This is a genomic window from Erythrobacter sp. JB1-4 (assembly GCF_057365025.1).
On sequence record NZ_CP200292.1, the window covers coordinates 341,102 to 355,644 of the forward strand.

14 protein-coding genes are annotated in these 14,543 nt (G+C 57.6%); 4 read left to right on the forward strand and 10 right to left on the reverse strand.

From position 1 onward, the window contains the following. Positions 1 to 10: 10 nt before the first annotated feature. The 8 genes from AC0V61_RS01755 to AC0V61_RS01790 all read right to left on the reverse strand — a co-directional run bounded on the left by AC0V61_RS01755 (position 11) and on the right by AC0V61_RS01790 (position 9,014). Entirely contained in the window at positions 11 to 166 is a 156-nt protein-coding gene (locus AC0V61_RS01755) for a hypothetical protein (protein WP_486155544.1), read from the reverse strand. 168 nt (positions 167 to 334) lie between these two features. Further along, on the reverse strand, positions 335 to 1,504 hold the full coding sequence (locus AC0V61_RS01760; RefSeq protein WP_486155545.1) for an alpha-hydroxy-acid oxidizing protein: 1,170 nt from the start codon (positions 1,502 to 1,504) through the stop codon (positions 335 to 337). 80 nt (positions 1,505 to 1,584) lie between these two features. After that, complete coding sequence (locus AC0V61_RS01765) at positions 1,585 to 1,947, reverse strand: thiol-disulfide oxidoreductase DCC family protein (RefSeq protein WP_486159427.1); 363 nt, start codon at positions 1,945 to 1,947, stop codon at positions 1,585 to 1,587. Between the two features lie 63 nt (positions 1,948 to 2,010). Beyond that, positions 2,011 to 4,452: a TonB-dependent receptor gene (locus AC0V61_RS01770; RefSeq protein ID WP_486155546.1), complete on the reverse strand. Its 2,442-nt coding sequence runs from the start codon at positions 4,450 to 4,452 to the stop codon at positions 2,011 to 2,013. 63 nt (positions 4,453 to 4,515) lie between these two features. Beyond that, on the reverse strand, positions 4,516 to 5,478 hold the full coding sequence (locus tag AC0V61_RS01775; RefSeq protein WP_486155547.1) for a FecR family protein: 963 nt from the start codon (positions 5,476 to 5,478) through the stop codon (positions 4,516 to 4,518). A gap of 92 nt (positions 5,479 to 5,570) precedes the next feature. Then, the gene (locus AC0V61_RS01780; protein WP_486155548.1) at positions 5,571 to 6,110 is read right to left on the reverse strand and encodes an RNA polymerase sigma factor; all 540 of its coding nucleotides are present in this window, start codon (positions 6,108 to 6,110) and stop codon (positions 5,571 to 5,573) included. Positions 6,111 to 6,172: 62 nt separating this feature from the next. Next, positions 6,173 to 6,919 (reverse strand): hypothetical protein, encoded by a 747-nt coding sequence (locus tag AC0V61_RS01785; RefSeq protein ID WP_486155549.1) that lies wholly within the window; start codon positions 6,917 to 6,919, stop codon positions 6,173 to 6,175. Then, positions 6,906 to 9,014, reverse strand: a complete 2,109-nt coding sequence (locus AC0V61_RS01790; protein WP_486155550.1) for a CHASE2 domain-containing protein — start codon at positions 9,012 to 9,014, stop codon at positions 6,906 to 6,908. The genes AC0V61_RS01785 and AC0V61_RS01790 overlap by 14 nt, the downstream gene beginning before the upstream one ends. A gap of 478 nt (positions 9,015 to 9,492) precedes the next feature. Between AC0V61_RS01790 and AC0V61_RS01795 the strand changes: the two genes are divergently transcribed. From AC0V61_RS01795 to AC0V61_RS01805, 3 genes are read left to right on the forward strand one after another with little or no spacing between them, the layout of a single operon-like run. Then, positions 9,493 to 9,837, forward strand: a complete 345-nt coding sequence (locus AC0V61_RS01795) for an STAS domain-containing protein (protein ID WP_486155551.1) — start codon at positions 9,493 to 9,495, stop codon at positions 9,835 to 9,837. A gap of 19 nt (positions 9,838 to 9,856) precedes the next feature. Then, on the forward strand, positions 9,857 to 10,822 hold the full coding sequence (locus AC0V61_RS01800) for an MBL fold metallo-hydrolase (RefSeq protein WP_486155552.1): 966 nt from the start codon (positions 9,857 to 9,859) through the stop codon (positions 10,820 to 10,822). A 21-nt stretch (positions 10,823 to 10,843) separates the two neighbouring features. Next, positions 10,844 to 12,877, forward strand: a complete 2,034-nt coding sequence (locus AC0V61_RS01805; protein ID WP_486155553.1) for a CHASE2 domain-containing protein — start codon at positions 10,844 to 10,846, stop codon at positions 12,875 to 12,877. Positions 12,878 to 12,931: 54 nt separating this feature from the next. On the opposite strand, the gene AC0V61_RS01810 is transcribed toward AC0V61_RS01805, so the two are convergent. Next, the gene (locus tag AC0V61_RS01810) at positions 12,932 to 13,564 is read right to left on the reverse strand and encodes an OmpA family protein (RefSeq protein ID WP_486155554.1); all 633 of its coding nucleotides are present in this window, start codon (positions 13,562 to 13,564) and stop codon (positions 12,932 to 12,934) included. Further along, on the reverse strand, positions 13,561 to 13,995 hold the full coding sequence (locus tag AC0V61_RS01815) for a FecR domain-containing protein (protein WP_486155555.1): 435 nt from the start codon (positions 13,993 to 13,995) through the stop codon (positions 13,561 to 13,563). The genes AC0V61_RS01810 and AC0V61_RS01815 overlap by 4 nt, the downstream gene beginning before the upstream one ends. A gap of 37 nt (positions 13,996 to 14,032) precedes the next feature. On the opposite strand from AC0V61_RS01815, the gene AC0V61_RS01820 reads away from it, so the two are divergent. Continuing rightward, positions 14,033 to 14,446 carry an ATP-binding protein gene (locus tag AC0V61_RS01820; RefSeq protein ID WP_486155556.1) on the forward strand — a complete coding sequence of 138 codons (414 nt, stop codon included), beginning with the start codon at positions 14,033 to 14,035 and terminating at the stop codon, positions 14,444 to 14,446. Positions 14,447 to 14,543 lie beyond the last annotated feature (97 nt).

Genomic DNA, 14,543 nt, shown 5'->3' on the forward strand with positions numbered 1-14,543 from the left:
ACGCTTGGTGTTAGCTGAACAAGCCTGAGACAAGCCGCGAGAGCGTGCCCTTCTTAGGCATCGGACGAATGCGTCCGTACCGTGCCCGGCGCGAGCTTTCATCGCCAAAGCACACGGTGCGGCCCATTGCATCTGGGCCAGATGAGATGATGGTTGGTCGTTCCATTGGTGTCGCGTCCCCGATCTCGCGTTTTTTATTGTGCGTAAGCTAACACCATCAATGTGGAAAACTGAGTCGAAAATTGACGTCAGCCGTGACTTTTTACAACTTTTGTCAAGCGTGACAGCACTTAGGGATGCTACTTATCCAACATTCGGCAACAATCGTGCTCAATCAAGCACAATCTGTGCGCTGAGCCCCGGCTTCCCGGACCGCTGCCAAATCGGGATAGCCATTAACCGCCATCAAGAGGTCAGCTTCGGCAAGCATGCTGCGAAGGACCCAGGCGGCGCCCGCTGCACCGCCGATGGCAAGGCCGTAAGTGTATGGCCGCCCTACCCCGACAGCCGTGGCGCCAAGCGCCAATGCTTTCACCGCATCGCTGCCCGAACGCACGCCGCTGTCAAACAAGACGGGTGTGTCGCCAGAGGCGGCAACGACGTCGCCAAGCAGGTCAATCGTCGCAATCCCGCCATTGGCCTGGCGCCCGCCATGGTTCGAGCAGTACACCGCGTCTGCCCCGTGATCGACCGCCTTGCGCGCATCGTCGGGGTGGCAAATGCCTTTGAGAACAATCGGCAAGTCAGTGACGGACTTGAACCACTCCATATCCTTCCAAGTGAGCACCTGGCCAAAGATTGCAGCGAACAGCATGATCGCAGCGCGCGGGTCTTCCTCTGGAGGCTTTTCAAGCATTCCTCGGAAGACCGGATCAGAGAAATAGTTCTGCATGACTTTGCCGCGCAGCTGCGGGAAGTTGGACGCGTTCAAGTCTCGTGGACGCCACCCGGTAAGCCATGTGTCGAGCGTCACCACAATCGCCTTTGCGCCCGAAGCCTCAGCCCGCTTGATCAGGCTTGTCGCAAGTTCCCGGTTGCGCGGGGTGTAGAGCTGGAAGAAAGCAGGGGTGTCACCGCAAGCTTCAAACACATCCTCCATCGGATCATTACCAAGCGTCGAGACGCAAAATGGCACGCCCACTTCAGCAGAAGCCCGCGCCGCTGCCATATCGCCATGGCGGTCCTGCGTGGCCTCACCGTTAAGACCAATCGGTGCCATAAACAGCGGGCTTTTGAGCTTCATTCCAAACAGGTCGATCGACAAATCCCGCTCGGTACAATCGACCATCATGCGCGGGATCATGCCCCAGTGATGGAACGCGCCTGAATTGCTTTCCTGGGTATGTTCATCGCCGCAGCCGCCCGCGACATAATTGGTGAGCATTTCGCCAAGAGCTTTTTGCCCGCGCGCCTCTAGCGTTGCGAAATCGACCGGGTAATCAGGCAAAGTCCCCTGAAGCCCGGCGTTGTATATCTCGTTTTGCATCCCACCGAAATTTTCCATCGCGGCTCTCTCCCAAATTTTCGTTTGGCAGATGTTGAGCGCAGGCGGCTTGCGGCGGCAAGTCTTTTCGAAATTGAACCTTAGCGCAAAAACCTCTGCATGCGCGGCCGCACCCGGAGGAATGCAACATAAAGCCGCTCGAGCACCGCCAAAACGATCCTGTTCTTCGCAATAATCCCAAGCGGCCTTAGCAAGGGGATCGCGCGCCACATCGCCGCAAAAGCCTCAGCGCCGCTTACCACTTTGCCGTCTTCCTCGGCATGAAAGCGGGCTAGCAATTGCGCTTGATCAATCGGGCAGCTTGGATCGCCCTCACCCGACACATCGACAAAATCGATCGCCCCCTCGCGGTCGAGCCGGCGCATCATACTTATCTCGCGAATGCACAAGGGGCACGCACCATCAAACCAGACTTTAAGACGAGGCGCGCGGGCAGCTTCCATAGGGGGCACATGTGGAGCCCATCAGCGCAATTCAAGGGGCAGCCCCGCTTAAAAGCCCCTGGCTTAGCGCTTAAAACTGATCTGTGCTCTTACGGTAAAAGGCCTCAAGGGCGTGCGTTGATCTTCCACGCGGGCGGTGAAGGGATTGCCAAAAGCGAAGCGGTTGCCTTTGGTGTCAGTCAGGTTGAGCGCCTCCACGCGCACTTCAAAATCACCATTTCCCCACCACGCAGCGGCGTCAAATGAGCCAAAGTCGCCCTGCTCCTCGCGCACCTGTGGGTCGATATCGATAAATGATCTGCCAGTGTAGCGCGCGGTGAGGGCTGCTCCGGCTTGGCTATTCTCACCCCAGTCCCACTCGCGCGCAAGGCGGACGTTGGCCGAAAAGTCTGGCACATTGGGAATGCTTGCAGCGATCACCCTTGCCCCCGTCCCATCATTGCTCGGCGCGAGCCGGTCGACATCGGTCGCATTGTAAGCAGCCGCTAAATCAAGCCGCCAACCAGAACCTGTCTTGAAGCCGACATTGGCATCAACCCCGGTCACATGCCCATTGCCGATATTGCGCGTGACGGGAAAGCCATTGGCGTCGATGAGATCGGCCTGAATGTCATCCCAATTGGACCGATGAAAGACGGCCCCATAATCCACGCGAAGTGTGCCTGTGGTAGAGCCTCTTACGCCCAGTTCAAACGAGCGGATTTTATCAGGGTCAAACCGGGCCGTGTCAGGATCATTGTTCTCACCGCGTTCAATCGTCACGCCGCCTGTGCGAAACCCTTGCTGTGCCCTTGCGTATGCGATCATGCCGGAAAGCGGTTTCCACGATAGCGCAAACGCGGGCAGCACACGGATCGGGCCCTTGCGCGGTTCCACCACGTCATTGGGCCCGAAGGACCGCTCCCCTGTGCTCCACGTATAGAGCACGCGCGCGCCAGCCGTGGCAAACAGATCGGTCGCAATGGGATGGCTGCCTTCTCCAAACAGGGCGATTTCATCAAGCTCAAAACTTTGCCGCGCAAAAGGCGGCGGGTCATTCACAGTATCGTGGATATTTTCGACCAGCTGCGTCACATTGTCTCGGTTTCGAAGCGCGCCCACTCCGACCAACCAGTTGAACCCATCCTGATCACCGCCAGAGGCGCGTGTTTCATGGGTTAAAAGGCGTATCTCGCGCGTTTCTATAAACGCTTGCTGGGCATTGGGGCGCATCGTCAGAACGCTGGAATCGAACTGCGTCACAAGGCGGTTATCGACAAAGCCGGTGGCAGACACGATCTCGGCGTCACCCAAATACCCGCGCGCGGTGAACGCTCCTCCATAAATCCTTGCGCCAAACGGCTGCGCCACGCGGTCATCGCGAGATAGGTCTGGCAAGCGTCCGTCGATATATTGGCCATCATCGCTATCAAGCTGCTGACCAAAGCCGGACAATAAGACGCTCCAATCGGACCCAATATCGAGCGAGAAAGCCGCCCTTGCGCCATAGACCTGTGCTTGGTTGATATCCTCAAGCCCGCGGCGCGTGTCATCGATATAGCCGCCCTCTTGTGCGCCATAACCAACAATACGCAACGCTGCGTTGTCAGAGACAGGCAGGTTTAAGACACCGCCCATATCCCAGCTTTCCTGAGCGCCCGGCGTAATCGCGCCGCCAATCCATCCCTCGCCTTCAAAGGCAGAAGGGTCAGGTGCCACAGGGTTCACTCGCAAAAGCCCTGCCAAAGTGCCCGCCCCGTAAAGCGAACCTTGCGGGCCTTCGAGTAGCTCAACCGTTTCAACATCGACGAGGCGAAGGTCAGGATTGGGGGCGCTGAAGATCAGCCTTTGGTCGCCCAGATAAAGGCCGATGGTGGCCTGTGTTGGACCATTGAAACTGCTGTCTGCAATCCCGCGAAGGAATATCTTGTTACGCCCGGGCCCAAGCGCTGTGCCGTTTACCGAGGGTACTGCGCCAAGCAGTTCATCAAGACCGGCGGCATTGGGCACAAGTCCCGGCGTATCAATATCCAGCACTTTGAGCCCGCCAGCATAATCGATGGAAGCCGCAGCCCGCTTGCTCGCCTCGACAATGATCGGGGGAGGAGGTGGTGGTGGTGGCGGCGGTAGTGGCTCAGCTGCGCGCGGGGGGCGGCTCGGCTGAGCTTTGCGCGCGGGCGGCGGGCGTTTTTCGATGCGAAAGCCGCCTCCCCTGACGCTCACAGCGCGGTATGGCGTGCCTTGGAGGAGCTGTCGCAGCGCTTCACCGGCGCTCAAATTCCCCCTTACAGCGCGCGACCTGATGCTGCGAACACCGCGGTCAGAGCTGGCGATGCTTACACGGGTTTGGCGCGATAAGGTGCGGATGGCGCTCGACAATCGCCCTGCCGGGACGTTGACCTCAGCGCGGGCCTGAGCGCTGAGGGGGGCAGGCTGAACACCCATCATGACAGGCACGCCAAATACCAATGTCGCCTTTGCAAGCGTAAGCCGTGCCCAATGCTTACCCGATTGCCTGATCCTCATGGTGGTTCGCATTATGGAATTCGAGGGCCCGTCACAAGCACGCCTGCGCCAATGCTCACCGGTTTAACGCACGTCCCAGACCACACCAACGCCCTGTATTCGCCCCTGCCGTGCACGCGCGCCAAGGAATTGCGCAAATTGAGCAACACTCTCACCATCGTTGTCGGACAAGATGAGAGTGCCTGTGAGCGTCTCTTCCTTAAGCGCCTCAGCCAGATTAACCCGCCCATCAATGCTGCGCTCCAGCATGGCGATGGCCTCGGGGGCAGGTGTATTGTCAAACTCAAGGCGGCCTTGCGACCACGTGCCCACCGTTTCCGGGTCGACCTCGCTTCGCATCAGAGCGCCGCCTGCATGGGTTTGCGTAACCTTTTCTCCCGCGTTCACCGCAATGCTTTGTGCATCAGGATTGATACCGACGATGCCTTCGGCAACCGCAACGCTTACCGATCCATCGCTGAGTACGACGTTGAAGACAGTGCCATAATCGGTGAGCACAAGGTCAGCGACTTCGACACGCAGCGGTGATGGCTCATCTGATGCGATCTCAAAAGCCACCTCGCCTCGCGCGATCTGGACACGGGTTTCCTCCTCGATCAGAGTAACTTGGCTGCCGCCGTTCAAAGTCATTGTGATATCATCTGAGACAGCAACGATCTGCGTCTCGCCCGGCTCAGTGGTGATCAACAAGGGTGTGGGCGCAGCGCTTGGCCACAAGGCGAACACTGCAACAGCTGCTGCGACCAATCCGGCAAAAGGCAAAAAGCGTTTTAGCGGATTGTCATTGGCCGCAAGGGGCAGCGTATCAGCCACCGTATGATCAGCATCTTGCGATAAAACAGGTGCAAGATCAGCGGCGTTCTCGCGCGCCCAATCATCGGCCGCTTCAGCTTCATCAAGCAGGGCGGCATTTTCAGGCGACTGTTCAAGCCAATCGGTAAACGCATCCCACTCGCCTGCGTCCATCTCCCCTGCCCGCACGCGCAGCATCCAATCGATCGCCTGTTCTTTAGGGTCGTTTGCCATAGCCAATGCTTACCTGTTGCCCCCCACCAGCGCGAGTGCCGGTGAGCATGATCCGCGCATTTCGCGGGTTCTTAAGGGAATAGACGGAAGGCTCATTCCAAACCCGCATCAAGTTTCTTGCGAATGGTGATGACGGCCTTGTAGGCGCGCTGGAGATGTTTTTCGACTGCGCTCAAAGACAGTTCACATTCGCTGGCGATTTGTTTCTGACTTTTGCCTTCTACGCGGTAGGCGAGGAAAATCGCCCGCGTGCGCTCCGGCAGTTCACTCAGCGCCTCCATGGTTTTGGCAAGCATATCGCGCGCAGCTGCATTGTGTTCCGGGGTCATATGATCCGCGCGCTCCGGCTCTAGCCCCTGACCGCGGTCGCCCCAATCGCGGCCACGCTGTGCACGCGCGCGCTCTGACCGGCGGTGATCCTCGACCAGATTGGCAAGCATTTGGAAGATATAGGGAACAGGATTGCTGACAGGCTTTGCGCCATCAGCGGCAAGCAATTTTGCCCGCGCATCTTGGAACAGGTCCTGTGCAAGATCGGGGTCGCGCGTCCTTGCGATAAGGAAACGCATAAAGCGGGCCTGCTCACCCTCTAGGACGCCAGAAAGGCCAGCTGTGCCCTTAATGTCGCCCAATTGGCTGCGCCTTTGAATAAAGTGAGCGCCGGGCGAGGAAACGCCCGGCGCTCAAAATCAAATCAGGATGCTTCCGCCTCGGCGATGTCGCCAAGCGCGGCAAGCTGACCCATGCAACCGTTTTCGGCCAAAGCAGACGCGAGCGCATCTGGCTGACGATATGTTTCCGTGAGCGCGACGATCTTCACATCCACCGATGCTGCTGGCACTTCTTCCGAAGCGGGACCGGTGATCGTGTAAGTGCTTCCATCCGCAAGTTTCAGACCTTCCGGGTCAAGCGTGCGCATGCTCTCTTTCTCGACGAAATTAACGTCAAGCGTCATATCGCTGCCCTGCTGCGCAATCGTGTACGTCTGCCCCTCGGTCGCACCAGGACGCCAGAGGCGGACATTATCAAGGTCATACAGGCAGGTTGTGCCAGAGGCTGCGACATTGACAAGCCACAGGTTGGGCATGGATGTCGAGCCACCCTTGCCGCCCCGCACTGCCCCGGTGCGAGCCCGGTTGGATGCGCCTTGGCGGGTCAGACGGGCAAACCTCGCGCGGGTGCGGGTTGCCCCTTCGCCCACGCGAAATGTGCCGGGCCCTTGCATGACCTTTGTGCCGCCATTGACGAGCACGGTGATCTTGTCGCCTGCACGAAGAGTAATCGTCGAGCTATCCGCGACCTTCTTACCCACGGGATATGTTCCCGCCGAAGGTCCGGTTGATTTTACCACAACGCCAGCAGCTGCTGCACCAGAAACTGACATTGCCGCGCCTGCAAGCGCGAGACCCACTGCGCGGGCCTTAAATTTATCCGAGAACATATGCTCCCCCATCATTCAAATTGCGAATTCGGTGCGCGTAGTTTTCTAGCGCCAAATCCTTGGGATGACCAGCGACCACCTGGTCGATAAGCTGCACTGATAGTTCATGATTGCTATCTGAAACCTGAACAGCTTCTTCGAGTTTGCGCCGATCTTCTACAGGAAGGTCCGGCATAGGTTGGTAAATATCGACCGGCTGCGCCCTTCCGCGAAGGACGATGCGGCCCATAGGAACCCACCAATCTGGATTGGATTTTTCGATCAATTCACGGCTTGCAGAAACGCTCGATTGAAGCGGCTTGTTCGCCGCCTCAAGCCGCGCGGCCGTGTTCATGGAATCGCCAAGAGCGGTGTATTGGATGCGGGTCTCCCCGCCAAAATTGCCGACAACCGCCTCGCCATAATGAAGCCCTACGCGCGTTTTGCCGATCTTGGGCAGGTTGGGGTCCATTGCCGCAACTTCTGCGCGGAACTCCTCGCCCGCTTTCCAAATAGCATATCCCGCGTTCAGCGCCCGCTCTGCATCATCTTCGCGGGCAATGGGCGCGCCCCAGAAGGCCACAACCGCATCACCCACATATTTGTCGATCACCCCGCCATGGTCGAGGACCACTTTGCTGAGCATCTCCAAATAGCGGTTGAGCAATTTCGCGACCATTTCTGGTTCGATTGCGTGGCTCATCTTGGTGAAGCCCTCAAGGTCTGAGAACATCACGTATATCTCGCGCTTCTGACCACCCAAAGAGAGCAGATCAGGTTCATCAATGATGGCCTCGGCAATATCGCGCGGGATGTATTTGCCAAGCGCGCCTTGCGCGAAAGACCGCTGTGCCGCCCCCGCAGACCGCGCCGCCGCTGTCACCACGGTAAACGTGATAATCCAGGCGACGATCCACCCCACGGCAGGCAAGCCGTATGTATCAACCTCATTGAAATGCAGCACGAAAGGCAACCCGATGTATATCGCGCCCAGCCCGATCATCAGCGGCACCAGCTTTGGCGCGGACCATTCGAGCAGGGCCACGACCACCGCGCTGCCGACGACGACAAAGGCCATCACCCAAATGCTCCACACCGGAATTTGCGTAAGACGCTTTCCATCCAGCATTTGCGCGATCAGTTCGCCGTGGACAGAAAGCCCCGAAGGCTCATCACCTGTCCACGAGGTGAAGGAGGTCACCACCCGGTCATAATCAAGGATATCGCCGCCGATCAAAACATGCTTGCCAGCGATTTCTTGGGCGACAAATTCAGCAACTGCCGGATCAAGATCAAGAAACAGCTCGATAGAGAGCGTCAGAAAGAGCGGTTCTTCAACAGCCGCTTGCGCATCAGGATCAGCCTCAGGATCATCCGCAAAATCGGCTTTCAGCGCGCGCCGGTACTCAATCGAACCCTCGTATCCTTCAAACTCCTCATAAGGTCCGCCAGCATCAGCGAGCATGGAACGCCCAAGGAGCGGGGGCAGGTCAGGAACAATATCAGGCCACACACGCGTTGCCCCAAAGTCATCATCCAGCCGGATGCTTGCGCGCTTGGCATTGGTGTCGCCTTCCTCAATCGCAGCCATGAATTCATCAAGAAACTCTTGCTGCTGGAACATGATGTCATCGGCATTGGTCGCGACCGTCGCATAGGCAACCGAGGTTGGTGTCTCCATCGCCCTTAGCGTCTCAACCAAATCGAGATCTTCGGCTTGCGGTTGGTCGAACAAAATATCGATGCCGATCGATTTTGCGCCCATGCCATCAAGGTTCCGCAAGGCTTCTGCCAAAGCGCCGCGCGGCAAAGGAGATCGTTTTTCGAGGTTAATCAGCGTTTGGTCATCGAACACGACTAGGACAATCCGGCTATCTTGTTCAACCAGATCGGCGGCAAGATAGGCCCGCGTGTCATACAAGGCGCGTTCTGCATCGCTGGTGATCGCGGTCGGCTCTTGTCCGCCGGGCAGGGCCCAGCTGTAGCGCGCGATAAACAACGAAAACAGCACGAAGATGACCAAGCCGACAAGCTGCAATGTGCCCGCCTCGCGAAGGCCGCGGACATTGCGCGAAAACGTGCTGATCCGTTTTTTTGTGGCCGTTTCACCAGTCATCGACGATCCCCCGTAAGCCCTGCAGCTTACCACACACAGTCAGGCGGCAAGGCGCATGGGCCAGAAAGCAGGTTTGACACGGGCGGGCAAGCGCTAAGGCCCACCATAAGGACTAATCCCCAGCGCCGTTATGGGTCCAATATCGAAAGGCGCAAAAATGTCTGTGACCTGCATCACGTTGCCCGCTCCATAATAAATGGCCGATTATCGTAAAACTTGGGTTCGGGTCAGAACGAGCGCCCTGCTCGTCAATCATGAGGAGTGCACGAATAGCAAAAAATTCACACTCTCCTGCTCTGTTCAAGGATCAACACAGCAAGGCAACGGGCCGGTTATGCAAGACTTATCTCAAATCGCACCGATACTCGGGCCGCTATTGGGCGCTTATGACCGGGTTAGTGCACCGCGACTTGCATACCATTCAACGCTTAACGCTAGATCAGTTGGCAATCGCAGTAAGTCGCGCTATGCAACACGCATGTCGACACAAGCTTTGCAATGGACAAGCGAGACACGCGGGGGAGCTTTAGTGCTTTCACCCAGCGGGCGGGTCGATGAAACCAGCGCCGATGCCTTCAAAGACCACTTGGTGGAAAGCGTTCAATCTGAACATGCCACCGCCATCGTCAATTTGTCGGGCATTGAATATATGTCATCGCGCGGACTTCGCGGTTTGACGCTTGCACAGCGCGCCGCAAATGAAAGCGATACGACCATCGTTCTTGCCTGCCCGAATGAGACCATGCGCGAAATTCTTGCCATCAGCCGCTATGATATGGTTTTTAGGGTGGCAGACACGATTGAGGACGCAATCGGGCATTAGCACACGCTAAGGGGGGACTATGCAGATCCGGTTTTGGGGGACCCGAGGCTCACTGCCCGTGGCGCCGCACGCATCGACCATTAGCGATAAGGTCGCCGATGCGCTTTTGAAAGCGGGCGGCAAGACTTTTTCCGACAAGCAAGAAGCGCTGGATTTCACCAGAACTAAGCTCGATTTTGCCGTGGGTCAGGGATATGGCGGGGCGACCAGCTGCGTTGAGGTTGACGTTGGCAAAGGCGCATTTGTCGTGTGCGATATGGGCTCTGGCCTGCGCGAACTTGGGCTCAATACGCTCAAACGCCTTTCAGAAGGTCATCGCCCCAAGGAATGGCATTTCTTCCTGTCGCACCTGCACTGGGACCACATCATGGGCTTCCCATTCTTCGTGCCCGCCTTTGTTGAGGGCGCGAAGGTTATCATCCACGCAGGCCACTCAGACGCAGAGACCGCGCTTCGCCGTCAGCAAGAAGAAATCTCATTTCCAGTGCCCTTCCACTGGCTCAAAGCCGACATTGAATTTCGCACTTTGGAAACCGGCAAAGAATACCAAATCGGCGAGCTCACCGTCTCACTCATCAAGCAAGAGCACAGTCACGACAGCTATGGCTATCGCTTCACGAGCGCTGAGGGACGCACTGCGATTTATTCCACCGATGCCGAGTATAAGATCGACAAGATGGAGGCCGAAGATGACATGGCCGAGTTCATGTCGGGGGCTGATCTTGTGATTGCCGACACGATGTATTCGCTTGCGGATAGCGTTTCGATGAAGGAGGATTGGGGCCATTCCTCTAACATTGTCGCGGTCGATCTGTGCCATCAGGCGGGGGCCAAACGGCTTGCGCTGTTCCACCATGAGCCGACTTATAGCGATGCCGATATCGCCCGGATGCATGGGGAGACCATCCGCTATGAGGAGTTGGTGCGCGAGGGTGAGCCGCTGGAAGTGATGTGTTCTTACGACGGGCTGTGCGTTGAGCTTTAGGCCGCGCGTGATCTGGGTCTGATGCAGTCCAAGCACAAGCGAATAATCACCGCCGCGATCCTTGCAGGCGCGCTGATCGGCGTCATCATAAGCGCGTTTGGCGGCGAATTTCAGCGCCGCCTTGTGTTTGACAGCTGGCAGCAATGGGCCCCCAGAAGCGCCACGAGCGAGAACGTTGTTGTCGTGATGATCGACGATGCCAGTGTTGCGGAAAAAGGCGAATGGCCCTGGCGCCGCACCGATGTGGGCGCGCTTATAGAAAACATCGCTTTTGCACAGCCCGCCGCCATTGGCATCGACATATTCTTCGTCGAACCCGATCGTCTTAGCCCTGCCAACTTCATCGATATGTACAATGACGATGCGCTTGATGAGGCGACCAAGCAGCGCATTCTTGCCCTACCTGAAGGCGACCAATATCTGGCAGACGTGATCAAGCGAGCGCCCACCGTTCTGGCGCGCGTCACAACGCAGGAAGGCGGGCGCTCGCTTGGCGAACTCACTTTTGAAACTGTTGGCGGGACACCCCCTCAAGGGATTTTGAAAACTGAGCGGCTGCTCACCAGCATCAAGCTTCTCGATGATGCAGCGCCCGGCAGAGGCATTGTCGATGGCTCGCCCGACCCCGATGGCATCGTGCGCAGAGTGCCGCTTGGCGTTATGGCAGGCGACACTGCGATCCCCGGTTTTGCCGCCAAGATGGCCAATATCGTGGCAGGCGATGAGATGATGGAATGGACCCGCGATGGTCTTAAGGTTGGCGAGCGGACGGTGCCGGCTGACCAATTTGCCAATATGGAGTTTAAGATGAGCCCGGATTGGGACGAAAATGTCCTCACCGCGCTTGATGTTCTAAACGGCAAATTCAACGTGGAAGAAATGCGCGGCAAAGCGGTGCTCGTCGGGTTTGGGGCAACCGGTACGTCCGATATCACAGCGACCCCTGTGGCTAGCCGGATGCAAGGCACAGTGGTTCAAGCGCAGGCGATTGACGCCATTTTGGGCGGGCATTGGCTCTCCCGGCCCGCCTTTGCAAAGGCCATGGAAATCGCCTTTGCGATAGCGCTCGTTGTCATGCTGATCGTGGCTGGCATTGGCCTTGCGAAGTGGATGGTGATCCCTGCCGCGGTGCTTGGTGCCGCTCTCCCGATTGGCTCGTTCATCGCCTATGATAGCGCAGGGCTGCTGATCGATCCGGCGCGCCCTTTGATCATCGCTCTTTGCGCTGCCATCGCTCTGGTGCTGGTGCGCTATGCCCTCACCTTTGCAGAACTCGTCGAACAGCGGATTGTCACCGCGGAACAAGAGAAGGAAAACGAAAGCGCGCGCAAATTGCAGCTCACCATGGTGCCATCGGCTGCGCGGCTTGCAAAACTTGGCACGCGCACAGAAATCGGAGCCGTGCTTGAGCCTGCCAAGTCGGTGGGCGGCGATTTCTACGACGCGATGGAGCTTGAGGGCAATCGCCTCGCTTTCCTTGTTGGCGATGTCAGTGGCAAAGGGCTTCGCGCAGCTCTTTTCATGGCGCTTTCCAAGTCAGTGTCGAAAAACAATCTCCTGCGGTCCAGCGGCGACCTCGAAGCAGCGGTTCAGCAAATGAACGCAGAGCTTATGGCGGAGGAGGATCAGGAAATGGACCTCACGCTTCTCGTGGGCGTGATTGATTGCGCAACAGGGCATATCGAGATGGTCAATGCCGGGCACGAGGACCCGATGGTGGTGCGCGCCAATGGCAGCGTGGACGTCTTCAAAATGCGCGGCGGCCTGCGGCTTCGCACGCTCGATGGTTTTCCGTACGCAGCTGAGACACTCACGCTTTCGCCCGGCGAAACTCTGGTCATCATCACCGATGGCGCGACAGATGCGATGAACACCGATGAAGATCGGTTCGGCCTTGACCGGGTGCTCGCAACCCTTGGCGAAGGTGCAAATATCTCTGCGCCAGAACGCGCCAAAGGGATAGCTGCCAAAGTCCGCAGTTTTGAGCGCGGCATGGACCCTGCCGATGATCTTACAATTCTGGCGCTTCGCTATCTTGGGCAGGAGAGCCGGTAAAGACCCCCGGTAAGGGCCCCCGGTAAGGGCCCTACCCTCTTTTATCGGCCCATTTTACCGGACTGTCACAGAGACAACGCGAAAGCTCTCCGCATTATACTGAGCCGGTGTGCGCGCCAATGTATCGCGCGCCCAATGCCACGAACTTGCGACCACATCGATATCATCGCGCTTAACCTCAATCTGGCCCGCCTCGATCCTTTCCAGAACCTGAGCCAGAACCGCGTTGGCACGCTCTTGTGAAAGCTTGTCATTGACCACTTCGCTACCGGCTGCATCGGTGTGAGCAGCGATTTCGATGTGAAGACCGGGACGATCCTTGATATTGGCCGACAGCCATTTTTGCAGAGCGTTGAGTTGATCAGGCGCAAGCGTCCCCTCGCCAAAGGCAAAGGAAAAGTCCCGGCGCGCGGCAAGCGTGGGCAATTGCGCCATCAAATCGCTGTAGAAGGGATCGACCTTATCAAGCTGTTTGAACTTTGGCGCCTTTTCCCCGCGAAGCTTGGCCTGCTGATTAACATTGCCCAGATACGCCTCAGAGCCGTTGTCATATTCGATCACGACCCCGCCAATGTCTTTGCCGGTTTGGGCCGGTGTCAAAAGCGTGACGCGTTCTTTCGAAGTCGCACATCCTGCCAATGCGAAAGCGCTCGCAAGCGCTAGAATTCCAAGAGACTTTAGCATCATTCATCCACCTCAATCACAAAAGTGGTGCCCCGAACGCCAAGTGTCGAAGTCGGCGTCCTGAATTTCATCCGGCCTGATCGCGCAAGCTCACCAGAATCAACGCCCACCGCGCCGCGTTCAATGCGCATTCGCGATTCGCCTGTTCTGCGGGCCCGGTCAAAGCGATAGCGCGAGATGATCATCCGGCTTCCCGGTGCCACCACCATGCGCGTGTTGTCGACAAAGGTGATGCCTGCCCGCTGACCTGCGCGGGTCACAACAATGTCCCCTTCGCGCAAACGGAACCCTGAGATGCCTTTGAGCTTTCCGCCATCGCGTACAACCTCAATCCCACCTTGGGTGACATTCTTGATCCGGCCGATCTCCTGCGCCAACGCAGGCTGAGCTGCCAACGCAAGCGGCGCTGCCAAAAGTAAAAAGAGTTTTCGCATGTATCCTCCCCGGTCAATCTTGTGTTAACACACAATCATGGGCCGCAGGAGACAGTTTTCAGCTTTTGTTACAAAAGATAGCAATTGCGCGGCTGCAATCCGTCATGCCTTGCGATTTGCCCGTGAGTTTCTGGCCGATCATGACTTCGATCCGCGACTTCAGATAAAACTTGCTATTCTAGTCGAAGAATTGGTGGCCAACTCGCTGCGTCACGCAGGAAGGGCGCAGGATATTTGCCTGACGCTTGCGGTTGACGCCGAAGACGACGCCATCAGACTTGAAATCGAGGACGATGGCCCCGCCTTCAATCCCTTAACGGTTCCCCCCATCACCGGCCCTGATCCAGAAACGGGAGGCGGCATTGGCATTGCGATTGTGCAGGCTTGGGGGGAGGAGCCCAGCTATAGACAAACGCCCACGGGTAACGCGTTAAGCCTGCTCTTGCGCTGACCGGGGCGCGGCCTGTGAGCCAAACCCAGATGTGAGCCAAACCCAGATGTGAGCCAAACCCAGATGTGACCCAAACCCACACAAGGGCTGACACCCG